Here is a 20,653-nt window from a genome sequence, read left to right on the forward strand (position 1 = left end):
CATGCTTACCTGCGCGACCTCTCTATTTGAAGGCTGCGACGTTGCGCGCAGCCCACTCGGCGAAAGTGCGGGGCGGGCGGCCGAGGACCTGCTCGACGTCGGGGCTCACCCGCTGCTCAGCGGCTTTCGGCGTGCCCAGGATGTCAAGGGTGGCTTCCACGATCGGCTCGGGCATGAATTGCAGCATCTGTGCCTGAGCCTCCGCGCGGCTTTGCTCGACGAATCGCACCGGCTCGCCCAGCGCGTCGGCGATCGCCGTCGCCTGCTGCCGAGGTGAGATCGGCGCCGGCCCGGTCAGCTCATACGCCCTGCCGACGTGGCCGACGTCCCGCAATGCCACGGCGGCGACCTCGGCGATGTCGGCCGGGTCGATGGTCGGCAGCGCGACGTCACCGAACGGCGCGCCAACCATCCGCTGCGCGCGGATCATCTCGGCCCACTGCAACGTGTTGGAGTCAAAACCTCCCGGTCGCAGCAGTGTCCATTCCAGATCCGATTCCGTGACGGGGTCCTCCAGTGTCGAGGGGTGGCTTCCCGTGGCTACTCCCTGGGAGGACAGCAGGACAACCCGGCCGATCCCGCCCGCCCGCGCGACATCGAGGACGTCGCTGACGCTGCCGCCGGACGATACGAAGTCGCCCGAGGTCAGCAGGAACAGTGCGTGGGCGCCGTCGAGCGCGGGCGCGAGGCTTTCCGGCTCGGCCAGGTCGGCCTGATGATGCCGTACCCCCGCCGGCATGTCCCGTGCGGAGATCCCTCGCGACACCGCCGTCACCTGTTCACCGGCCGTGACGAGCGCCCGCACCAGCGGCTGTCCGACGTTGCCCGTTGCTCCAGTAACAACAATCATGTTCGCTCCCGTTGACGAGTCCTCTGTGGGCCCAACGGAAGCTACCGGCACGGGGATAGTAGGTACCTAAAGGAAAGTAATGGAAAGAAGGGCTCACTGTGACCCACAACACGACTCCGGCGGCTCGTTGCGACATCGCCCCCGAGTAGGCGTGCCCGATCGCGCCGGTGGTCGACATCGTCTTCAGCCGCTGGACCACTCCGATTCTGTGGGCGCTCCATGAATACGGGCGGCATCGGTTTGTGGAGCTGGAACGCAGCCTGGCGCCGCTGTTCGCAGCACTCGCCGACTGATCGGTCAACCTGGGCAAGGTGGAGCAGGCCCGGCAGGAGTACGACGCCAAGGAGCAGCCCCGTAGCCGTCGAAGCTGAAAGAGCTCCGGTCAGCCAGGACGGAAGCGCAGGCCCAGGCTTCAGTGATCACAGAGCGTCGCAACTCCGTGATCGCCAGATCTGTGCCTGTACTACTCCCTCGGACCCCACCACGCCAATCCGCGCGACCTCGTAATCGCCGCCCACTTCACGAACACCCTCACAGAGCAGCAGCCCCTGCGATCTGGCTGACAGGGCCAGAACACCGAAGCGCAGAGCGAGCAAATACGGGTCGAGCCGAGGCAGTTCCGGGAGATCACCGAACGGCTGCTGCACATGTCGACGTACGCCCCGGCCACACTGTCCTCCCCGCGGGAAGCACAGCCGCCGCAGGAAATCCGGTAGGTGAACCACACCGGCCAACCGCGGCGGCTCTGTGCTGACGCAAGCACTCAGCCCCATCCGGCCGGCGGCTTCGAAACGGCCCGGGCCTCGAACCGTGCGGTGTGCCGCCTGACGAACTGCGGCAACACCACCCACAGACCGCCGCACACCAACAGCGTCACACTGCCCGCGATCCCCCTCGACCCGGCCGAGCACCACGTCGACGACGAGCAGCACAGAACCGGTGAGGGCCAGCATCAGGACGCCCGTACACGGTCTCCCGGGGGAGCCGGTCCGCAAGGCGGGCCAGAGATACCGTCGGTCACCTCGGGGTGGCACTCACCACGGGCGGCCACCGGCCGACGGAAGAATCACGTCACGGTGCGCTCGATGCGCTCCGCCGCCGAACCCGGGCATGGCACATCCCTGCTGTCGAGCCCTGCGTGCAACGCGCGCCTCCCTGGAGCAGAGCAACTGAGCTCCTGCCAGGTGCTCGGGCCTCACCAGGCAGCCAGGTGCCGCCCCGGACCGTGCGGACAGTGCGCCTACGGCTGGCCTCCGGCGGGAGGTTGACCAGGCGGTCGTATCGCTTGGCCGGCAGATGTCGAGGGCGGCAGGGCGGGGCGGCATCGGAGCCCCCGATCACCACCGTGTAAACATCGTGGTACCCCTCTCCCGGGCCGACCGCGGGACCGTCCTCACGACTACGCTGGGCACGGACGTCCCAGACCCCGGCGGGCCACCGCTGCTTGGCGCACGTGCCTGGGGCGAGCGGATCGCTCGTCCCCTCGCCCCGCGCATCCCCGAAGGAACCGGCTGGGTCCAACGCCCCGGAACACCGGCTGCTGGATCGGTCATTCACCTGCCCGCACGACCGTACGACCGTACCGGGAGCCCGGCACGGTCTCGTGAACCGAGGCACCCCCATGAGCAGCCCAGCTACCCTCAGCGTTCACCGGCACGACACCGCCAACCGGGCGCTGGTCACCCTGACCGGTGAAATCGACCTGAATTCGGCGCCGCTGGTATACGCGTCCCTGGAACGGTGTCTGCGCGACGGCATCCACGCCATCGACGTCGATGTCACCGCCGTGAGCTTCTGCGACTGCAGCGGCCTCAACGCCTTCCTCTACGCCTTGTCGCGCACCACCGCGGCCGGAGGGTCTCTGCAACTGCACCACCCCAGCCCGGCGTTGGAGCGGCTCATCGCCCTCACCGGATCCGGCTCCCTCTTCCTCGCCCTCCCGGACGCCTTCGCCGGGAGCCGGCCGTCTCCGTGGCTCTCCCCCATGGACCAGGCCGCGTACCGGCTCCCTCCGGCTCTGTCAGCTCTCCCGGGCGGTGTGCTGTGACGGCCCCACCCGGGCCGAGCGGCCCGCGGCAACGCGCAGACCACCGGCGGCCCGTCCCGCGCAGGACACCCCTGAGCCTGCGCCGTCTCAACCGCTGGCAGGCCGAGGGCGTGCGGGAGGACTTGGCGGACCTGTACGCGGAATCCTGCGCCACGGCACCCGGCTGGGAGTACCACCGCCGGAAGGACTTCCTGCGCCGTCTCACACGTGACACCTGGCGACCGGGGTTCGCCATGCTGACCGCGCAGGCACCGGACTTGGTGGGGTGCGCGTTCGGATTCGCCGTGCCGCGTGACGGGTCCTGGTGGAACGGACTGCGTAAACCGCTCCCGCGGGACGTCGAGCAGTTCACCACGGCCGGACAGGTCTTCGCCGTCAGCGGGATAGTGGTCCGTCCCTCCGAGCGGCACCACGGCCTGGCCGACACTCTGCAGGAGCAGCTGCTTGCCGACCACCGGGCTCTGCTCGGCGCAACCCTGGTGGACCGGACCCATCGTGCGGCCTGTGCCGGGTTCCGGTCACGAGGATGGCGCGACATCGGCATGGTCTACCGGTCACCGGGCCCCACGGTGCTGCGGGCCCTGGTCCTTCCCCTCGGAGAACGGACGCCGGTGGAGCCGGAAGACCTCGCGCACCATGCACGGATTCAGTGACCACAGCAGAACCAGGAGGAGGCACGCGAGTGAGGACCAGTGGTTGAGCGACGGGCGGCAGGTGTGCCCTGTGAGGCCTGGGCTGGCCGGCCGGGATCCAGAGCCTGACGCTCGGCCCGCGGACACGAACCAGGATCAGAGCAACCAGGACCAGAGCCACGATGACACCTGATGACGCAGCCCGTCTTCCCCGGCGCAGGCCAGTCCCCACGCGAAGGTGCGCACGATGGATCAGCAGCTACTTTCCAAGACATTCGTCGAACTGGCCGACAACCTGGTCACCGACTTCGATCTGATGGACTTCCTGTGCCTGCTGACCGACCGTTGTGTCGGCATGCTCGGTGTGAGTGCGGCCGGGGTACTGCTCGCCGACCAGAACGGCGAACTCCAGATGATGGCAGCCTCCAGCGAACAGGTGCGCCTGCTGGAGCTCTTCGAGCTCCAGCACGACGAAGGCCCTTGCCTGGAATGTTTCCGCACCCGCGCGCTGATCTCTGTCCCCGACGTGACCACGGAGATCCACCGCTGGCCGCGCTTCGCCGCGCAAGCTCACCAGGGCGGGTTCGCGGCAGTCCAGGCCGTGCCGATGCGCCTGCGGAACGAGGTCGTCGGCGCCTTGAACCTCTTCCGTTCCGACGCCGGTCCCTTCGATGCGGCAGCCACACTCGTCGCCCAGGCCGTGGCCGACGTCGCCACCATCAGCCTCCTGCAACAACGCGACACTCACCAGAGCACGATCCTCAACGAACAGCTGCAGACCGCGCTCAACAGCCGCCTACTGATTGAACAGGCCAAGGGCAGACTCGCCGAACGCCTCGACATCGACATGGAACAGGCCTTCTCCGCGCTGCGGGCCTACGCCCGCGCCCACAACCGCCGTCTGTCCGACCTCGCCCGGACCTTCATCGACGGCACCGAACCTCTCAACGGCCTGATCGTCTGACCACCCGCGACCGAACTCCAGCGCACCACCCCCCACCAAAGCACAGGCCGAACACGCCGACGCCGACTGACCGGTCACCGAACGACGAGGAACCGGCATGCGAACTACCCACATGCGACGAGCCGTTCACCCTCACACCGTGCCTGCACCACTGCGTATGCTCATCCGCCGTGCGACCCCGCGCTTCCGCCGGGACGGCCGCCCCACCAGCAAGCGCCTGAAATGGCGCCTCCCTCAGGGCGCTCTAAGATCGAGCGGCTGTGCGGCTACCCTGCGGGAATGCCGTACGAGCTCAACGCCGTCATGGGAAGTTTCGACCTGCTCAGGAGCCGGACTGGCGGGATTCGGGAAGCGGTTGTCGCCCCGCTCCGCCGGCGCTTGGGGCTGGTGCCCGTCACCAAACAGCTCCTCGAGGAGCTGACTGGTCTGCTTGCCGGTCACGATGGCGCCGGGCCTGGTCAACTTTTCACGGTGATGTCCCCAGCCCTCGAGCAGACCTTGAGCTACTGGTCCCGGGGCGGTCCGATCGCCTGTGTGGAGGCAGAGTTCCACGGAGGAGACGGATACCAGACCGCTGCCGTGTGGCGAACCGGCGCGAAGGTGTGGGGTCCGGCCCATACCTCGGACTTCACCGGTCCACGGGAAGACTGGCCGATCAATGCCGCGCTCGCCCTCCTCGATGTCGTTCCGAGCAGCTCCGAAGAGACGGAATTCCACGACCTGTTCCGGGAAGTGGGGCTTGGCTGGGAACAGGACATGGACGGCTGGCAGTCGGCCGGCCGGAGGGCTCGATGGGCGGCAGCCTACGACGAGTGGCATCAGGAGCAGCTGGCAGAGCATGAGAGCACAGCGCGTGCCGCTGCGGAACTCGAGAAATACAGAAGGCTCCCCAACGTACCGGTGGCTCTGGACGGTAAGGCGATCATGGAGCTGCTCGGCATACCCCCAGGCCCACTGATCGGTGCGGCCACTCGCTATCTGCAAGATCTGCATCTCGAACGCGGCCCGCTGTCACGGGAAGAGGCCGTAACCCGGCTGCGGACCTGGGCCGTGGAGCAGGACACGGGACGCCGAGGCCGGTGATCGGTCAAGTAGTCGTTTCATGTAAGCGCCGCGTCCGCCCGCTCACGCGAGGCGCGGGCCGCATGGCTGGCCCGCCACTTGTAGAAGCTGGACCGGGCGACCTCCAGCACAGTGCACAACCGATTCACGCCCCAGGCGCGGTGGTGGTCCTCAATGACTGGCAGCGGTTCCCGCAATCTCGGCCTCCAGTTCCTGCCTCGTGGCCTCGCTCACCGGGACATCCTTCGTGTTCGCGCTCGTCGTGCCACCCTCACCTTGGCGGGCCCGCTCGGCCCGCACCCAGTTGCGCAGCGCCACCCGGCTGATCCCCAGGTTTTGCCCTCGAAGGTATGGCTCGGGTCCGACAGGTTCAGCGCGACCGCGTCAGCCTTCAACTCGGGCACGTAGACCTTCATCACGGGGGCCAGGCCCCGTGCGACCTCGACGGCCGCCCTTCCGGGACTTTGCCAGAACCGGGGCGTACCGCCGCACCCAGGTGCGATCCCCCAAGCCGCTAAGCCCGTCTCGCTCCATTCTGCTCCCGGGTGGCGTCGAACAGGGAGGTCAGAGTGGGACTTCCCGCGAGGCTGCCCAGCAGGGCGTGAAGCGAGTCTCGTTCCGTGGCACCCAGGTCTGCGAGGACTTCACCGTCGAGATCGACGAGTGTGCGGTTGAGGTCGGCAAGAACCTTGCGGCCTTCGGCGGTGATGTCCACGGCGTAGCGGCGACGATCCTGTGGATCCCGCGTCCGCTCGGCGTATCCGGTGCGCTCCAGGTCGTCGAGAGTCGTCACCATCGTCGCCGGGTCGATGCGCAGGAATGAACCAAGTGCCAGTTGCGGCATGGCGCCGTTGTCCGCAAGAGCTTGCAGGACGCTGTAGTGCCGCACTCGCAGACCGGTCCCGCCGATACCGTCCTCAGCGATCCTGAACGCCACCTGCCCGAGCTTGACCAGCAGACAGATGGTGTGTTCGGCCACTGTCCCTGGTACCAGCGGAGCCTCGGACATCGTTTATCCCGCCCATGGTTAGTCATACGTATGGTCCAGTCCATCGTACGAGAAAGCCCGAGGCGGCGGGACCGCTGAAGGCCGACGGGATGCCCCACTGCCAGTCTGCTTACTGCACCGGCGTGTCCTGGGCGGTCAGCCGACGATGGCCCGACCGAAGATCTGCCGGGCTATGACCCACTTCTGGATCTCGTTGGTACCCTCATAGATCTCGCCGATCTTGCTGTCCCGGTAGATCGCCTCGACGGGGCCGGGGCTGCCGTCGGCACCCAGTTCGCGGGCGAAGCCGAGGCCTCCGAAGGCCTGGACGGCGTCGCGCGCCATGTCCACCGACAACTTGGTGGCGTAGTACTTCGCCATCGCGGCCTCGGGCTCCGGGGACGGGTTGCCCGCGTCCAGGCGCAGGGCGGCCTTGGTGTACAGGGTGCGGGCGTTCTCGATCTCGGTGGCCCGTTCGGCGAGCAGGAACTGCCAGTGCTGGTTGGCGGCCACCGGCTTGCCGAAGGCGTGTCGCGTCGACAGGTGGGCCACTGTGTGGTCGAAGGCGGCCTGCGCCATGCCGACCCCGGCAGCCGCGATGCCGATCCGGCCGTAGGTCAGAGTGGACAGCGCATGACGCAGTCCGTGTCCCTCGGAGCCACCGAGGAGGTCGTCGTCGGTCAGGTGCACATCCGTGAAGCGGATGTCCGCGGTGAGCTGGCCGCGGTTGCCCATCTTGCGGTCGGGAAGGCCGACTTCCACACCGGGAAGTGCCGTGTCGACGATGAACATGCTCAGCCGGGTGCCGGTGCGGGCGAGAACCACCACGAACCCGGCGACGGGCGAGTTGGAGATCCACCGCTTGTGGCCGTTCAGCACCCAGCCGGCCTCGGTGCGTATCGCCTCGGTCTGAACCGCCTGCGGGGACAGGTCACTTGAGGCGTCCGGCTCGGTGGTGGCGAACGCGCCGACCACTGAGCCCTCCGCGACCTTTCGCAGCCAGCGCTGCTGTTGCTCCTCCGTGCCCTGCCGCAGGGCGTTGCCCGCCAGGATGCAGTGCACATCGAAGACGGCCGCGACGCTGCTGGAGTAGTAGGCCAGTTCCTCGATGGCCGCGGCGGTGGCGGTCGCCGGGTGGGTCAGACCGTCGCCGCCGACCTCGCTGGGGAAGGGGATCCGGAAGACCCCCGCCGACGCCAGCCCGTCAAACACGTGCCGGGGGAAGCCGTCCGTGCGCTCGTCGCCCCCCGCGATCGCCACGGCGTGCGGAGCCACTTCCTGCTCTGCGATCCGGCGCACGGCAGCGCGGACGGACTGTGTCTCTTTGGGGGCCAGGAGCTCGTGGTAGAGCCGGTCGATCTGGCGTATGGGAGTCGAAGTCATGCGTGGAAGATATCATTAGTACTGCGTATCATTCGTTCGACAATCTATTTTGGAGGTTCAGCCATGACTCGGACGTTGGCCGGCAAGACCGTCCTGATGTCGGGAGGCAGCCGCGGCATCGGACTCGCCATCGCCCTGCGCGCGGCCCGCGACGGTGCGAACGTGGTGATGCTCGCCAAGACCGCCGTGCCGCATCCCAAGCTCGAAGGCACGGTCCACACCGCCGTCGACGAGGTCGAGCGCGCGGGCGGCAAGGGGCTGGCCGTGGTCGGCGACGTCCGCGAAGAGGACGACGTGCGCACCGCCGTCAACGCGGCCATCAGCGCCTTCGGCGGCATCGACATCGTGGTCAACAACGCCAGCGCGATCGACCTGTCGTCGTCGGAGCAGCTGGAGATGAAGCGGTACGACCTGATGCAGGACATCAACACGCGTGGCACGTTCCTGCTGAGCAAGGCAGCGATCCCACATCTGCGCAAGGCGAGCAACCCGCACATCCTCACGCTCTCCCCGCCGCTGAACCTCGCGCCGCACTGGGTGGGGAAGCATCTCGGTTACACGCTGTCGAAGTACGGCATGAGTCTGTGCACCATCGGGCTCGCCGAGGAGCTCGCCGCCGACGGCATCGCCGCCAACTCGCTGTGGCCGCGGACCCTGATCGACACAGCCGCCGTGCGCAATGTGGTCGGCGGCGCCGGACAGGCCCGCAGTCCGCGGATCATGGCTGAGGCCGCGTACGCCATCGTCACGCGTGACGCGCGGAAGTGCACCGCCAACCTGTTCATCGACGACGAGGTCCTCTCGGAGGAGGGCATCACCGACCTGTCCGCCTACAGCCCTGCCGGCTTCGAGGGTGATCTCGCGCTCGACATATTCGTCGATCCGGCCTGATCCCCCGCCGCTCGGCACATGAACGCGAGGGCGTTCTGAAGGACCTCGTCGGCCCTTCGAGCCGAAGGCGACGCGGGACAGTTGCAGCGCCCCCGCCATCATCACGAAGAGTCCGAGAGCCCTGCCGCGTGCGGGCTTGGGATCCTCGGGTGCGAGATGGCCAACGATCTCATCCGCGATGGCCCGAGCGCCGTGGCACATCCGTCCTCCGGCCTTCACCCAGCCCCCCGCCGCTGAACCCTGACCACCGGCCCATGCTGCCTCAAAGCAAGATGCTGCACGTCCGGCAACCACAGGGGCCACGTCTCCGGCCTGGCACGCCCCCGGGGCAAACTGGTTCCTTGGGACGTGCCAGGCAAGGGGTTGGCACCCCTTGGTAGCTCAAGGGCGCTAAACCGATCCGAGCACGTTTGCGCCCCCGCGCCGTTGCACCGGGTCCAACCAACCCACCGTCTCCTGTGTCTGACTGTCTCGCGCGCAGGTCGGCAACGCGGCAGACCCCCGATGCATCCCCACACCGCATTTCGAGGGACGGCGTCCTGCTACATGTTGATCATGTGGCCCGCGAGTCCGTGGACGGCTTCCTTGACCGCTTCGCCGAGGGTCGGGTGGGCGTGGACGTTGCGGGCGACCTCGTGGACGGTGAGGTCCCACTGCTGGGCCAGGGTCAGCTCGGGGAGCAGTTCGGTGACGTCGGGGCCGATGAGGTGGGCGCCGAGGAGCTCGCCGTACTTGGCGTCGCTGATCACCTTCACGAAGCCGGTCGCATCGCCGAGGCCGTGGGCCTTGGCGTTCGCGGTGAACGGGAACTTGGCGACCTGGACGTCGTACCCCTGCTCCCTCGCCTGGGCCTCGGTGTAGCCGAAGCTGGCGATCTGGGGCTGGCAGTAGGTGGCGCGCGGGATCATCGCGTAGTCGAGCTCCATGGTCTCGGCATCGGCGAGGGTCTCGGCGGCGATCACGCCCATCGCCTCGGCGGCGTGCGCGAGCATCAGTTTCGCGGTGACGTCGCCGATGGCGTAGATGTGCGGCACGGAAGTGCGACAGCGGCCGTCGACGTCGATCGCGCCGCGCTCGGTGACGCGCACGCCGGTGTTCTCCAGGCCGTAGCCCGTGACGTTCGGCGCGAACCCGATCGCCTGGAGGACCTTGTCGGCCTCCAGGACCTGCTGGGCACCGTCCTTGCCGGTGACCGTGACACGGACCTGCGGACCGGATTCGTCGATCGACTCCACCCGCGTGGAGGTGAGGACGTCGATGCCCAACTTGCGGTACTGCTTGGCCAGTTCCGCGGAGACCTCTGCGTCCTCCAGGGGTGCCACGCGGTCCAGGAACTCCACAATGGTGACCTTCACACCGTAGTTGTTCAGGACATAGGCGAATTCGATGCCGATCGCGCCGGCGCCGGCGATCACGATGGACTGCGGCAGGTCCTCGGCGAGGATCTGCTCCTCGAAGGTCACCACCCGGGACGTGCGGCGGGTGCCCGGCAGCAGCTTCGGGGTGGCGCCGGTGGCGATGATGCAGTCGTCGAAGCCGATGGTGCGGATGTTGCCGTCGTAGTCGGCGACCTGGAGCGTGTGCGGGTCCACGAACGTGCCGCGGCCGCTGATCTCCGTGATCTTGTTCTTCTTCATCAGGTAGTGGACGCCCTTGACCCGGCCGTCCGCGACCTTCCTACTGCGGCGGAAGGCCTCCCCGTAGTCGAAGGAGACCTCACCCTCGACCTTGATGCCGAAGGTCTTCGCCTCACGCGTGAAGATGTGCGCCAGTTCGGCATTGCGCAGCAGGGCCTTGGTCGGGATACAGCCCACGTTCAGACAGACACCGCCCCAGTACTTCTCCTCGACGACCGCCACGCGCTTGCCCAGTTGGGCGGCCCGGATGGCGGCGACATAGCCGCCGGGGCCCGCACCGAGTACGACGACGTCAAAGCGCTCGCCCTGTTCATCCATGGAAGGTTCCTTTCCGCTGGGGCGGCCGGGTCCCCGCGAGGGACCGGCCGTTTCCCGATCGAACAACCTGTTCTTCAACCCGACAGCGGCGGCTTCCACCGCTGCCCGTCTCAGGGAAACCGCAGGCAGTCTCCTGGACGTCTGCTTCAGCGCTGCAATGACATGATCTATGCCCGTGCGGCAATCAGCGACGGCGCGCCGACGCCTCGTCGACTTCCTGCACTCCGGCTTCGGCGACACCGAGCCTGAGGGTGTCGAGCCCGAAGGCCGCGACCGGTCCGTGCACGCCGGGTTTGAGCACAGCATCCGGCGCCGCCGCGTGCACCGCGCCCCATGCCAGGAGAGAGCCCGTCATCTCGTAGGGGTCCGGCCCGGTGAGGGCGGTTGTGGCCAGGGGCCGACCGTGCCCGTCACGAGCGACGGCGATCACCAGGGAACGGCCGTCGAGATCCGGTTCGCGGTGGGCTCCCGGGAGCCGCTCGGACCATCGCGCCAGCGCGGCCCGTACCTTCGCCGACCGGAGCAAGGGCGCCTGAAGGGTGGCGGCGATCTGTGTCGGGCGGGTCCACCGTCCGAGCCAGCCCAGACCCACCTCGACACTCTCCAACCGGGGGAAGACCGCCGGGAGTCCGAGATGCTCGGTGCCCGGGACGGTCATGACCGAACGCTTCACTCCGGCGTAGCGAAAGGTGCGGACACGCTTGGCGGCACGTTCGTCGATCAGTCGGGAAGGCTGCCCGGGACGTGCGGGGCGGTAGGCGAAGCCGCTTTCGGCCGCCGCAGCGACCAGCGTCTGCCGCGTGCCTCCCGTGGTCAGGGTGTAGGCGTCGCGCAGCGTGCTCCGGTAGAGCAGTTCGTCCCCGTGTCCCGAGCGCGTGATGAAGTAGCCGATCTCGACGTGGCGTGCGCGCTCGCCCGCCTTGTCCAGGGCCAGCGCGCCGGCGAGGTTGCCCGGCACATAGTCATAGCCGAACGCCGGCACGAGCGTCGCTCCGCGGGCGGCAGCGACGGAGTCCAGCTCCTCGAGGACGCGGCGGGCGAAGGGCCCCTCCCCCGTGGAGTCGAAGTAGTGGGCTCCCGCCTGCGCGGCAGCCGTGACCGTGGCCATGCCGAGCTGCATGAACGGCCCGACGGTGGAGAGGACCACGTCGCCGGGCTCCAGGAGGCGCGCGAGGTCGGTGGCCGACGTGACGTCCACCTCGGCCACCGGCAGCTCCGCCTCGAACCGGTCGGCCAGAGCCAGCATCCTGGTTCGGCTTCGCCCGACCAGGGTCGGCTTCTCGCCTCGTGCGAGCAGTTCGCGGAGCACTCGCTGTCCGGTGTATCCCGTCGCGCCCAGCAGCACGATCCTGCTCTTCTCCACGGCTCCGCCTGCCTTCCCGGAGGGCATTGTCAATCATGACGACCGCAAATGACCCTGAGTCATTCATTGACTCAGGGTCATTGAATATACGATGGCGCACATGAGAGGCCCAAACCGACGTCAGATGTACGCGGAGCAGACCCGGGCGGACCTGGTGGCGACCGCGCGCAGACTGTTCGTCGACAACGGGTTCGCGGGCACATCGGTCGAGGCCATCACCGGGGCGGCGCAGGTGAGCAAGGGCACCTTCTACCACCACTTCCCGGACAAGAAGGCAATGTTCGCCGAGCTCTACACGGAGCTGATTCAGCAGGTCGGGGCCTTGGGCGACGCGACGTCCGAGGCAGTCCGCGCCACGCCGGACGAGCCCGCCACCACCGCGGTGGCCGGCCTCACGCACGCCTTCCTGCGCCGGACCATCGACGACCCCCTGCACCGTGAGCTGATGGCCCAGGCACCCTCGGTCCTGGGCGAGCAGTACCGGCACATCAACGAAACCGTCGCCCAACCGCCGATCGAACGGCTCCTGACCGTTCTGGCCGAACGCGGCGACCTGCAACCGGATGTTCCGGTCGCTACTGTCGCCCGCCTGCTCCTGGCAGGTCTGTGCGAGGGCAACCAGATCATCGCCGCCGCAGCGGATCCAGAAGACGCCCTGACCAGGACGTTCCGCGCGATCACCCTGCTGATGTCGGGCCTGGCCGCCGACGGCGTCAGCGCCCGCGGCTGACCTGCCGGGGACTCCGTCCGCAGCGCCGACGCGCAGCGGCCCTCCTCGCCCGCGCGGCCTCTCGCTACCGCACCGCCTCCTCCTCGATGTCGCGGACCAGGTCGATGGCCCGGCCCAGGGTCGCGAGTCGGGCGTCGAGGGTCTCGCCGGCGGGATAGAAGCGAACGGTGTCGACACCGGTGTCGCGCCACACCCGCAGCCGCTCGCGCACCATGTCCTCGGTTCCGATCAGCGTGGTCGCCAGCACCATCTCGTCGGTGACCAGGCCGGCCGCGCCGTCCCGGTCCCCCGCCTGCCAACGGGTCCGGACCTCGGCCGCCACCTCGGCCCAACCCTGGCGGCTGTAGGCGTTGTTGTAGAAGTTGGTGGTCGCGGAGCCCATGCCGCCGAGGCTGAAGGCGAGTTCCTTCTTGCGCCCGGCCACCATCGCGCGCAGCGCGTCCTCGTCTTCGGCGAAGGCGACCTCGGCGCCCTGACAGATGTCCAGGTCCGAGCGGCTGCGACTTGCGGCAGCCAGGCCCTGGTCCAGGTGGTCGAAGTACGCCTCCTTGGCTCCCTCGGGTACGAAACTGGTGCCCAGCCAGCCGTCCGCGATCTCACCGGTCAGGTGCAGCATCTTCGGGGAGAGGGTCGCCAGGTAGACCGGGATGTCGTATTCGGCGCGCATCGACAGCCGCATGGGCTTGGCTTCCCCGCCCGGCAGGGGGATCTGGAACTCCCGCCCGGAGTAGGCGACTTTCTCCCCCGACGCGGCCCGCCGCACGATCTCGACCGTCTCGCGCATCCGCGACAGCGGACGGTCGAAGGGCACGCCGTGCAGTCCTTCGATCACCTGGGGCCCGGAGGGGCCCAGTCCGAGGAGGAAGCGCCCGTCGGAGATCTGGGACAGCGTGATCGCGGTGCGGGCGATGGCCATCGGTGTGCGGGTGCCGAGCTGGATGATTCCCGATCCGAGCAGCATGCGCTCGGTCCTCGCGGCGAGGTAGCCCAGCGGAGAGGGCGCCTCGGAGCCCCATGCCTCCGCCACCCAGCAGATGTCCAGACCGAACTTCTCCGCCTCGGTGACGTAGTCGACGATCTCCCGCCAATCGGCCCCGGAGGCTTCGATCGTGGTGGAGGTACGCATCAGTGACTCGCCTCCCCCGAGGTCCGGGTGCTCTCGGCCAGTTTCTTGATCCCCTCGATGGTGGCGATCATGTTGGACTCGAACTCCCGCATGCGCACGAAGACAATCTTCTGCTCCTTCTCCGGCATGCGGTCGATGGCGAAGGACAGGCCGGAACGGGCAGGCCCCATCTGCATCCATTCCCGCAGCAGCGTGCCGCCGTCCTGCGGCTCCAGGGAGAACCGCCAGACCGCGGTGGGGTGTTGGGCGTCCTCGACCGCCCAGGCGAGCACTCTCAACGGCTCGTACTCGACGATGTGGGAAGTCGTGGCCCACTCCCCCAACGCCTCGTGCTTGCTCCGGCCGACGAATCGGGCTCCCAGCGCAGGGCCTGTCCGGCCGTCCAGCCATTGGACCGATTCCAGCTCGGGACTCAGACGCGGCATCAGCTCGATGTCGGACACCAGCGTCCATACCTGAGCCGGTGGGGCCGCGATCCAGGTGTGCACCTCGACCGTCGGCTTGTCCGCATAACAGGCGCCCGTCCACTCCATCGTCCCGCAGCCTCTCGCCAAGAACATCCAGATGAGCTTCTGAACAGTAAAGTTGCGTAGATAGACTCACTTGTCAATGGCGAGCACGGGTACTGCGGAATCACTGAGTCAGTCCGCGAAACGCTCCCGCACATCCGGCCGCTCGGCCAGATGCGGTGGATAGCCGGGGCCCATCCGGGGACGGGTGTTGTCCGCGGTCATCGGCTCACCACAGGCGGCGCACACCACCTCGGCGTGGGTCTCCTGACCGCACACCTCGTGATGCATGGCCACCGGCGGGCCCGCTTCACCGGCCAGCCAACGGTCCCCCCAGCGATTCATCACCAGCAGCACGCCGTAGAAGTCGCGCCCCTTCTCGGTGAGCACGTAGTCGTAGCGAACCGGCTCCGCCTGGTACGGCCGCTTCTCCAGCAGCCCCTCCCCCACCAGCCGGCGCAGCCGGTCCGTGAGCGTGTTGCGGGCGATCCCCAGCGACTCCTGGAACGCGTCGAACCGCCGGATCCCGTAGAACGCCTCGCGCAGCACCAAGGGCGTCCACCAGTCCCCGAGCAGGTCCATGGTCCGCGCGATCGAGCAGGGCCACTGAGCAAAGGATGTCCGCCTCATGACAGCCAGCATAGGTTCGTCCAGTCATGAGACCCAGCAGGTACGACGAGTACGGAACCTGTGCGCGATGCCTTGTGTTCCATAAATAACGAAGTTATGTTGCCGCCATGAAACGTGACTTGCTGGGCAGAAAGCTGGTTGTCACCGGAGCGGCACGTGGGATCGGCGAGAAGGTGGCCCGCCTGGCCGCCGCCCGAGGGGCTCGTGTGGCGCTGATCGGCCTGGAGTCCGATCGGCTGCGCGCCCTCGCCGACGATCTGGGCCCCGCCGCCTCATGGTCCGAGGCCGATGTGCGTGACGGCGCCGCCCTCCGGTCAGCGATCGACGGGGCCGCGGAGGTCATGGGCGGCGTCGACCTCGTCGTCGCCAATGCCGGCGTCGTGGCGTACGGAACGGTGCGGCAGACAGACGAGGCGTCGTTCGAGCGGGTCCTGGACGTCAATGTGAACGGGGTGTTCCGCACCCTCAAGTACGCGACGCCCCATCTGGAGCGCAGCCGGGGCCATGTACTGGTCGTGGCGTCCGCGCTCTCCTTCATGCCGCTGGCCGCGATGGCCTCGTACGGCGCGAGCAAGGCCGCGGTCGAGCTGCTCGCCCTGACCTACCGCCAGGAGGTGGCACACCTCGGGGTCACGGTCGGCCTCGTGCACCCTTCCTGGATCGACACGGACCTCGTCCGGGGGGCCGAGGCAGACCTCCCCTCGTTCCAGGGGCTGCGCCGACGGCTGCCCTATCCGGGCAATGTCACCACCAGCGCCGACCGGGCGGCAGCTGCGATCGTCGACGGGCTCGTGCGCCGACGCAGCCGTGTGTACGTCCCGCGCGCCGTCGCCGTGGCCAACTGGGCCAAGGGAGCACTGAACTCGCCGCTGACCTGGCCCTGGGCTCGGCGTTTCGCGGCCCGCGCGGTTCCGTCCCTGGAACGGGAGGTCGAGGCATTGGGGAGGCATGACCAACTCGCGCCGGGTACCGACAGCCCCGCCGTGGAGACCAGGTCGCCCTAGCGTGGAGCGCCAGGGGCGGCACCCGGCCGCCCCCCTTTCTCACAGGCCTTGGATGATGGATTCGTACAAGCGCACGCCAGCCTCGTGCGAGGCCTCGGCACGTTCACGCCCGTCCCCCAAGCCGACGGAGAAGTTCACACCCATCGGCAGCAGCACCTGCGTCACCGCATCGTCGAACTCGACGAAGTGCTCGGCCAGTTCAAGGGTGATGTAGCCGTGTACAAAGCTCCACAACTGAGCGGCTATGACCTCGGGTCGCTGCTGCCGGCCCCTGCCGGAGCGCACGAACCGTTCGCACGCCGCGGCGACATGGGCGTGGGCTTCCCGAAATCCCGGTGAGCGCCCACTCAGGCGAAGGTCCGCGTCCGACAGCGGCCGGTATGTCGCGCGAGTGGACAGACCGAACATCAGGTCGTAGAGGTGAGGGTTCTCGTGGGCCATGCGACGACACGTCAAGGCCATGGCGAAGAGTTCCGCGATCGGATCCTCAGTCACCGGCACCTGGGCAAAAGCTCTACCGAGTTCCTTGAACCCATGGTCGGCAACGGCGCTCATCAGCTCAGGGATCCCGCCGAAGTGGCTGTAGACCACCATGGTCGACAGTCCGCTCGCGGAAGCCACCGTGCGCGCCTTGATGGCCGACGGCCCCTGCTCGGCCAGCAGACCGATGGCCGCCTGGACAAGTCGCTCCTGCGCGTCTTCGACCCTCGCCCGCCCTGCCATGTCTCGCCTGCCTCCACCGTTGACACATTCAAAATAACTTGGTTATCTAACTCTTCACGGCAATGTTACACATTGTGGGCGACATGTCGTCACGGACACGGCGTACGTCTCCGGACCGGTCGTCAAGCGCTGCCCAGTCTCATGCTGCCCGCGCGGACACAACCCCCGGGGCGAACACGACCCCGTCACTGCCACACGCGGCCGCACCTGTCCCCACGCACTTTCCCACCCCTCCATGAACTCAGCACGGGAGCAGACTTCATGCCGTACAAAGACAAGGGTCATCTCAAGATCGAGGACCGGGGAACCGTCCTGGTCGTCCATGTCGACGGTGGCCCGCACCAGGAGTTCGGCCTCGACATCGCCACCCAGCTGGACAAGCTGGTGGACCGGGCCGACCGCGATCCGAACATTCGCGCCGTCGTCTTCACCGGGGCGCATCCCGAACGGTTCGTCAGCCATGCCGCGGTCCGATGGCTTCAAGAAGAGGGCGCAGCCAGCCCTACCGTCGGCCGCCGTGGAGCCGCCGCCGTCGTGCGCATGGCAAAGCACGTGGACCGATCTCGTCTCCTGAGCGCCTTGATGCGCAAGACTCCGATGCGAGGTGCCCTCCAACTGGAGCGCCTGCACACCACGTTCCTCCGGATGAACCGCAGCGGTGTCCTCTTCGTCGCCGCCCTCAACGGTTCGGCTCTCGGCCTCGGCGCGGAGTTCGCCTGGGCATGCGATCTGCGGGTCATGGCCGACGGGGACTTCTTCATCGGCCAGCCGGAAATCCTCCTCGGCATCATCCCGGGCGGAGGCGGCACCCAACGGCTGACCCGCCTTATCGGCACCCACCGTTCCCTGTCCGCGATCCTCGAAGGCAAGCCCTTCACACCCGCGGAGGCTCTCGCCAACGGGGCAGTCGACCAGGTCGTTCCGCAGGACAAGGTGGTCGCGCAGGCGATCGAACTCGCAGAGCGCTTCGGCAAGCGGTCGAAGGGGTCCGTCGAGGCCGCCAAGAGGTCGGTGTATTTCGGCGGCTCGATGTCGCTGGAGGACGGTCTGCACGTCGAACGCGCCGAGTTCTTCACGAGAGTGATGTCGAAGGAGGGGCAGGAACTGATGCTCGATTACCTGGATGCGACAGACACCACCGGCGAGCTACCGCTCTACAGGCCGGGCACCTACGCGCAGGCGCTCGCCTCGGGCAGCGTGCCCGGGCGCCGCTCGACGAATGGACAGTGAGCCGACATGACCGCTCCGCAGCCCTTCATCCGGCACAACGTCACCTTCCCGTCCGGTGACAGCACCTGCGCCGGCTGGCTCTACCTGCCCACAGGTGTCACCTCCCCGCCCGTCGTCGTTCTCGGACACGGCCTGGGCGCCACCCGCGAAATGCGCCTCGACGCCTTCGCCGAGCGTTTCGCACAGGCCGGCATCGCCTCCCTTGCCTTCACGTACCGACACTTCGGGGACAGCGGCGGCCACCCTCGCCAGCTCCTGTCGATCAAGCGCCAGCTGGCCGACTGGGACTCCGCCCTCGCCTACGTCAAGACACGCCACGATGTCGACCGCGCACGCGTCGCGGTGTGGGGCAGCTCCTTCGGCGGCGGCCACGCCATCACGGTGGCCTCTCGGCATCCGGAACTACGCGCGGCCGTGGCCCAGTGCCCGTTCACCGACGGTCTCGCCTCCGCGCTCGCGCTCGGCCCGGTCGCCTCACTCAGAATGACTCCGGTGCTCGCCCGGGATCTGACGGCCAGAGTGCGCGGCAAGGCGCCCGCGATGGTGCCGATCGCCGCCGCCCCCGGTTCGCCGGCCCTCATGAACGCTCCGGACGCCCTCCCCGGATACCAGGCGCTGCAGCCACCCGGGAAGACGTTCCGCAACGAGGTCGCGGCACGCGTGATCCCGACCATCGCCGGCTACCGGCCCGGGCGGGCCGCGAAGAAGGTCGCCATGCCGATCCTCTTCTGCGTCAGCAACACCGACTCCGTCACCCCTCCCGCCCAGACCCTGCGGTACGCGCGCACCGCGCCCCAGGGAGAGATCAAGCGGTACGACGCCGGTCACTTCGACTTCTATACCGGCGAGACGTTCGAGGAACTGGTCCGCGACCAGATCGAGTTCCTCTCCCGCCAACTGGACCCGGCACCCGCCGTGTCGACGACGTGACCGGATCGCATCACACCGAGACAGGTACGTTCGCCATGAATTTCGCTTCTCTGCCCGACCGCCGAGCCGAGCTCGACCCCCACGGGGCCGCGGTATCGGACGGGCGGCAGTCCCTCACCAACGCCCAGCTGCTGAGCGGCGTCCTCCGGACGGCGCGCCGGCTCCACGATCTCGGCATCGGTCCCGGTGACGTCGTCGCCCTCAAGCTGACGAACCGCGTCGAGTTCGTCCTTCTGCTGTTCGCCGCCTGGCGGCTCGGCGCCACCATCACGCCGGTCAACCCGAGCATGACCGATGTCGAGGTGGTCCGGCAGCTCAAGGACTCCGGTGCGCGCCTGCTCGTGGTCGAGGACGGTACGGAGACCGCTTCCGGCCTGGCCACACTCACCGTCGGTGAACTGCGCGAGCATCAGGCGCCGGAGTGGGACCAGGCACCGCGTCTGGACCCGTCCGCGCTGGCTCTGCTCATCTACACCAGCGGCACGACCGGGGTACCCAAGGGCGTGATGCTCGACCACGCCAACATCGACGCCATGGTGGAGATGGGACGCCAGGCTCTCGAACTGGGGCCGAGCGACCGCTGCCTGCTGATCCTGCCGCTCTTCCACGTGAACGGCATCGTGGTCAGCATCCTGACGCCGCTCCTCGCCGGCGCCAGCGTTGTCATCGCGGGCCGCCGGTTCGACCCCCACCACTTCTTCGACCTCGTCGAACAGGAGCGCCCCACCTTCTTCAGTGCCGTCCCGACGATCTACAGCATGCTCGCGGCACTCCCTGACGACGTTCGGCCCGACACATCGTCGGTGAGGTTCGCGGTCTGCGGCGCCGCACCTGCCTCCGCCGAGTTGCTGACCCGGTTCGAGGCCCGGTACGGGTTTCCCCTCGTCGAGGGGTACGGGCTCTCCGAAGGAACCTGCGGCTCCACCATCAACCCCGTCGCGGGACCCCGTCGCGCAGGAACCGTGGGGCTTCCCTTTCCCGGCCAGGAGATCCGCATCCTCGACGCCGACGGTACCGAGGCGGCGCCGGGCACGGACGGCGAGGTCGTCGTCAGGGGCCCCAACATCATGCGCGGCTATCTCGGCCGTCCGGACGACACGGCCCGGGTCATCGTCGACGGCTGGTTGCACACGGGCGACGTGGGCCACCTCGACGCCGAGGGCTATCTGACCCTGGTCGGACGCTCGAAAGACATGATCATCCGTGGTGGGGAGAACATCTACCCCAAGGAGATCGAGGACGTGCTCGCAAGCGACCCGTCGGTCCTCGAAGCCGCAGTGATCGGCGTACCCGACGAGACATGGGGCGAGGTGGTGGTCGCCTACGTTCAGCCCCGGCCCGGTTCGACCGTCGATCCCGCGGCGCTCCAAGCGCTGTGCGCGCGCAGCCTGACCGGCTTCAAGCGCCCTGCCTCATACGTCGTGGTGGAAGCCATCCCGAAGAACGCGGTCGGCAAGATCGACAAAGTCTCTTTGCGGGCAGGCCACGCTGCCGCCCTTGCAGGGTCCTGATCAGCACAGTCGGGGTTATGGGCCGCACCAGCCAGCAGCCCATAACCCCAACTCAAGGCGCCCCCAGCTGTGTGCGATCGCGCGGGCCATGTCGGGGTCGCACACTCACCGAGCATCTCTCCTGC

At 68.1% G+C, this 20,653-nt stretch carries 21 protein-coding genes and 1 pseudogene; 11 read left to right on the forward strand and 11 right to left on the reverse strand.

Going from position 1 to position 20,653, the window contains the following annotated elements; all coding sequences use genetic code 11:
• Positions 1 to 22: 22 nt before the first annotated feature.
• Entirely contained in the window at positions 23 to 850 is an 828-nt protein-coding gene (locus ACFY0U_RS37860; RefSeq protein ID WP_388643804.1) for an NAD(P)H-binding protein, read from the reverse strand.
• 167 nt (positions 851 to 1,017) lie between these two features.
• Here ACFY0U_RS37860 and ACFY0U_RS37865 point away from each other — a divergent pair, with 167 nt between their 5' ends.
• Positions 1,018 to 1,143, forward strand: coding sequence for a hypothetical protein (locus tag ACFY0U_RS37865; protein ID WP_388643806.1), 126 nt, complete (start codon positions 1,018 to 1,020; stop codon positions 1,141 to 1,143).
• Between the two features lie 126 nt (positions 1,144 to 1,269).
• Here ACFY0U_RS37865 and ACFY0U_RS37870 read toward each other — a convergent pair whose 3' ends face one another.
• A complete protein-coding gene (locus tag ACFY0U_RS37870; protein WP_388643809.1) occupies positions 1,270 to 1,803 on the reverse strand; it encodes a hypothetical protein in 534 nt (177 codons plus the stop codon).
• 668 nt (positions 1,804 to 2,471) lie between these two features.
• On the opposite strand from ACFY0U_RS37870, the gene ACFY0U_RS37875 reads away from it, so the two are divergent.
• The 4 genes from ACFY0U_RS37875 (at position 2,472) to ACFY0U_RS37890 (ending at position 5,576) form a co-directional block, all read left to right on the forward strand.
• Positions 2,472 to 2,897, forward strand: coding sequence for an STAS domain-containing protein (locus ACFY0U_RS37875; protein WP_388643811.1), 426 nt, complete (start codon positions 2,472 to 2,474; stop codon positions 2,895 to 2,897).
• Positions 2,894 to 3,550: a hypothetical protein gene (locus ACFY0U_RS37880; RefSeq protein ID WP_388643814.1), complete on the forward strand. Its 657-nt coding sequence runs from the start codon at positions 2,894 to 2,896 to the stop codon at positions 3,548 to 3,550. Before ACFY0U_RS37875 ends, ACFY0U_RS37880 begins: the two co-directional genes overlap by 4 nt.
• Positions 3,551 to 3,776: 226 nt before the next feature.
• Positions 3,777 to 4,493, forward strand: a complete 717-nt coding sequence (locus ACFY0U_RS37885) for a GAF and ANTAR domain-containing protein (protein WP_388643817.1) — start codon at positions 3,777 to 3,779, stop codon at positions 4,491 to 4,493.
• A 279-nt stretch (positions 4,494 to 4,772) separates the two neighbouring features.
• On the forward strand, positions 4,773 to 5,576 hold the full coding sequence (locus ACFY0U_RS37890) for a hypothetical protein (protein ID WP_388643820.1): 804 nt from the start codon (positions 4,773 to 4,775) through the stop codon (positions 5,574 to 5,576).
• Positions 5,577 to 5,828: 252 nt separating this feature from the next.
• Here the strand turns inward: ACFY0U_RS37890 and ACFY0U_RS37895 are convergent.
• The 3 genes and pseudogenes from ACFY0U_RS37895 to ACFY0U_RS37905 all read right to left on the reverse strand — a co-directional run.
• Positions 5,829 to 5,971: pseudogene (locus ACFY0U_RS37895) on the reverse strand (IS3 family transposase); the annotation flags it as partial.
• A 98-nt stretch (positions 5,972 to 6,069) separates the two neighbouring features.
• The gene (locus ACFY0U_RS37900; RefSeq protein ID WP_388643822.1) at positions 6,070 to 6,534 is read right to left on the reverse strand and encodes a MarR family winged helix-turn-helix transcriptional regulator; all 465 of its coding nucleotides are present in this window, start codon (positions 6,532 to 6,534) and stop codon (positions 6,070 to 6,072) included.
• A gap of 165 nt (positions 6,535 to 6,699) precedes the next feature.
• Complete coding sequence (locus tag ACFY0U_RS37905) at positions 6,700 to 7,926, reverse strand: acyl-CoA dehydrogenase family protein (protein WP_388643825.1); 1,227 nt, start codon at positions 7,924 to 7,926, stop codon at positions 6,700 to 6,702.
• 63 nt (positions 7,927 to 7,989) lie between these two features.
• Here ACFY0U_RS37905 and ACFY0U_RS37910 point away from each other — a divergent pair, with 63 nt between their 5' ends.
• On the forward strand, positions 7,990 to 8,817 hold the full coding sequence (locus tag ACFY0U_RS37910; protein ID WP_388643827.1) for an SDR family oxidoreductase: 828 nt from the start codon (positions 7,990 to 7,992) through the stop codon (positions 8,815 to 8,817).
• 542 nt (positions 8,818 to 9,359) lie between these two features.
• Here ACFY0U_RS37910 and lpdA read toward each other — a convergent pair.
• Positions 9,360 to 10,772: a dihydrolipoyl dehydrogenase gene (gene lpdA / locus ACFY0U_RS37915; RefSeq protein WP_388643828.1), complete on the reverse strand. Its 1,413-nt coding sequence runs from the start codon at positions 10,770 to 10,772 to the stop codon at positions 9,360 to 9,362.
• A 184-nt stretch (positions 10,773 to 10,956) separates the two neighbouring features.
• Positions 10,957 to 12,135: a saccharopine dehydrogenase NADP-binding domain-containing protein gene (locus ACFY0U_RS37920; RefSeq protein ID WP_388643831.1), complete on the reverse strand. Its 1,179-nt coding sequence runs from the start codon at positions 12,133 to 12,135 to the stop codon at positions 10,957 to 10,959.
• A 100-nt stretch (positions 12,136 to 12,235) separates the two neighbouring features.
• On the opposite strand from ACFY0U_RS37920, the gene ACFY0U_RS37925 reads away from it, so the two are divergent.
• Positions 12,236 to 12,865, forward strand: coding sequence for a TetR/AcrR family transcriptional regulator (locus ACFY0U_RS37925; RefSeq protein ID WP_388643833.1), 630 nt, complete (start codon positions 12,236 to 12,238; stop codon positions 12,863 to 12,865).
• A 64-nt stretch (positions 12,866 to 12,929) separates the two neighbouring features.
• Here ACFY0U_RS37925 and ACFY0U_RS37930 read toward each other — a convergent pair whose 3' ends face one another.
• The 3 genes from ACFY0U_RS37930 to ACFY0U_RS37940 all read right to left on the reverse strand — a co-directional run bounded on the left by ACFY0U_RS37930 (position 12,930) and on the right by ACFY0U_RS37940 (position 15,130).
• Positions 12,930 to 13,991, reverse strand: coding sequence for an LLM class flavin-dependent oxidoreductase (locus ACFY0U_RS37930; RefSeq protein ID WP_388643836.1), 1,062 nt, complete (start codon positions 13,989 to 13,991; stop codon positions 12,930 to 12,932).
• The gene (locus ACFY0U_RS37935) at positions 13,991 to 14,524 is read right to left on the reverse strand and encodes an SRPBCC family protein (RefSeq protein ID WP_388644019.1); all 534 of its coding nucleotides are present in this window, start codon (positions 14,522 to 14,524) and stop codon (positions 13,991 to 13,993) included. The genes ACFY0U_RS37930 and ACFY0U_RS37935 overlap by 1 nt, the downstream gene beginning before the upstream one ends.
• 108 nt (positions 14,525 to 14,632) lie before the next feature.
• Entirely contained in the window at positions 14,633 to 15,130 is a 498-nt protein-coding gene (locus tag ACFY0U_RS37940; protein WP_388643838.1) for a winged helix-turn-helix transcriptional regulator, read from the reverse strand.
• A gap of 107 nt (positions 15,131 to 15,237) precedes the next feature.
• On the opposite strand from ACFY0U_RS37940, the gene ACFY0U_RS37945 reads away from it, so the two are divergent.
• Positions 15,238 to 16,134 (forward strand): short-chain dehydrogenase/reductase, encoded by an 897-nt coding sequence (locus ACFY0U_RS37945; RefSeq protein ID WP_388643840.1) that lies wholly within the window; start codon positions 15,238 to 15,240, stop codon positions 16,132 to 16,134.
• A 39-nt stretch (positions 16,135 to 16,173) separates the two neighbouring features.
• Here ACFY0U_RS37945 and ACFY0U_RS37950 read toward each other — a convergent pair whose 3' ends face one another.
• Positions 16,174 to 16,857, reverse strand: coding sequence for a TetR/AcrR family transcriptional regulator (locus ACFY0U_RS37950; RefSeq protein WP_388643843.1), 684 nt, complete (start codon positions 16,855 to 16,857; stop codon positions 16,174 to 16,176).
• A 261-nt stretch (positions 16,858 to 17,118) separates the two neighbouring features.
• Between ACFY0U_RS37950 and ACFY0U_RS37955 the strand changes: the two genes are divergently transcribed.
• The 3 genes from ACFY0U_RS37955 to ACFY0U_RS37965 are packed head-to-tail and all read left to right on the forward strand — an operon-like array spanning position 17,119 to position 20,528.
• The gene (locus ACFY0U_RS37955) at positions 17,119 to 18,087 is read left to right on the forward strand and encodes an enoyl-CoA hydratase/isomerase family protein (protein WP_388643845.1); all 969 of its coding nucleotides are present in this window, start codon (positions 17,119 to 17,121) and stop codon (positions 18,085 to 18,087) included.
• A 6-nt stretch (positions 18,088 to 18,093) separates the two neighbouring features.
• Complete coding sequence (locus ACFY0U_RS37960) at positions 18,094 to 19,017, forward strand: alpha/beta hydrolase (protein WP_388643846.1); 924 nt, start codon at positions 18,094 to 18,096, stop codon at positions 19,015 to 19,017.
• Between the two features lie 35 nt (positions 19,018 to 19,052).
• On the forward strand, positions 19,053 to 20,528 hold the full coding sequence (locus tag ACFY0U_RS37965; protein ID WP_388643848.1) for a class I adenylate-forming enzyme family protein: 1,476 nt from the start codon (positions 19,053 to 19,055) through the stop codon (positions 20,526 to 20,528).
• The last annotated feature ends 125 nt before the right edge of the window (positions 20,529 to 20,653 follow it).

The sequence above is a fragment of the Streptomyces sp. NPDC001536 genome, assembly GCF_042894505.1.
Taxonomy (GTDB): Bacteria; Actinomycetota; Actinomycetes; order Streptomycetales; family Streptomycetaceae; genus Streptomyces.

Excerpts from the sequence above, each read along its gene's own strand:
- ACFY0U_RS37935 (WP_388644019.1), bottom strand. The coding sequence starts at position 14,524 with ATGGAGTGGACGGGCGCCTGTTATGCGGACAAGCCGACGGTCGAGGTG.
- ACFY0U_RS37955 (WP_388643845.1), top strand. The coding sequence starts at position 17,119 with ATGCCGTACAAAGACAAGGGTCATCTCAAGATCGAGGACCGGGGAACC.
- ACFY0U_RS37940 (WP_388643838.1), bottom strand. The coding sequence starts at position 15,130 with ATGAGGCGGACATCCTTTGCTCAGTGGCCCTGCTCGATCGCGCGGACC.
- ACFY0U_RS37905 (WP_388643825.1), bottom strand. The coding sequence starts at position 7,926 with ATGACTTCGACTCCCATACGCCAGATCGACCGGCTCTACCACGAGCTC.
- ACFY0U_RS37890 (WP_388643820.1), top strand. The coding sequence starts at position 4,773 with ATGCCGTACGAGCTCAACGCCGTCATGGGAAGTTTCGACCTGCTCAGG.
- ACFY0U_RS37870 (WP_388643809.1), bottom strand. The coding sequence starts at position 1,803 with ATGCTGGCCCTCACCGGTTCTGTGCTGCTCGTCGTCGACGTGGTGCTC.
- ACFY0U_RS37875 (WP_388643811.1), top strand. The coding sequence starts at position 2,472 with ATGAGCAGCCCAGCTACCCTCAGCGTTCACCGGCACGACACCGCCAAC.
- ACFY0U_RS37945 (WP_388643840.1), top strand. The coding sequence starts at position 15,238 with ATGAAACGTGACTTGCTGGGCAGAAAGCTGGTTGTCACCGGAGCGGCA.
- ACFY0U_RS37960 (WP_388643846.1), top strand. The coding sequence starts at position 18,094 with ATGACCGCTCCGCAGCCCTTCATCCGGCACAACGTCACCTTCCCGTCC.
- ACFY0U_RS37965 (WP_388643848.1), top strand. The coding sequence starts at position 19,053 with ATGAATTTCGCTTCTCTGCCCGACCGCCGAGCCGAGCTCGACCCCCAC.
- ACFY0U_RS37930 (WP_388643836.1), bottom strand. The coding sequence starts at position 13,991 with ATGCGTACCTCCACCACGATCGAAGCCTCCGGGGCCGATTGGCGGGAG.
- ACFY0U_RS37910 (WP_388643827.1), top strand. The coding sequence starts at position 7,990 with ATGACTCGGACGTTGGCCGGCAAGACCGTCCTGATGTCGGGAGGCAGC.
- ACFY0U_RS37885 (WP_388643817.1), top strand. The coding sequence starts at position 3,777 with ATGGATCAGCAGCTACTTTCCAAGACATTCGTCGAACTGGCCGACAAC.
- ACFY0U_RS37950 (WP_388643843.1), bottom strand. The coding sequence starts at position 16,857 with ATGGCAGGGCGGGCGAGGGTCGAAGACGCGCAGGAGCGACTTGTCCAG.
- lpdA (WP_388643828.1), bottom strand. The coding sequence starts at position 10,772 with ATGGATGAACAGGGCGAGCGCTTTGACGTCGTCGTACTCGGTGCGGGC.
- ACFY0U_RS37925 (WP_388643833.1), top strand. The coding sequence starts at position 12,236 with ATGAGAGGCCCAAACCGACGTCAGATGTACGCGGAGCAGACCCGGGCG.
- ACFY0U_RS37860 (WP_388643804.1), bottom strand. The coding sequence starts at position 850 with ATGATTGTTGTTACTGGAGCAACGGGCAACGTCGGACAGCCGCTGGTG.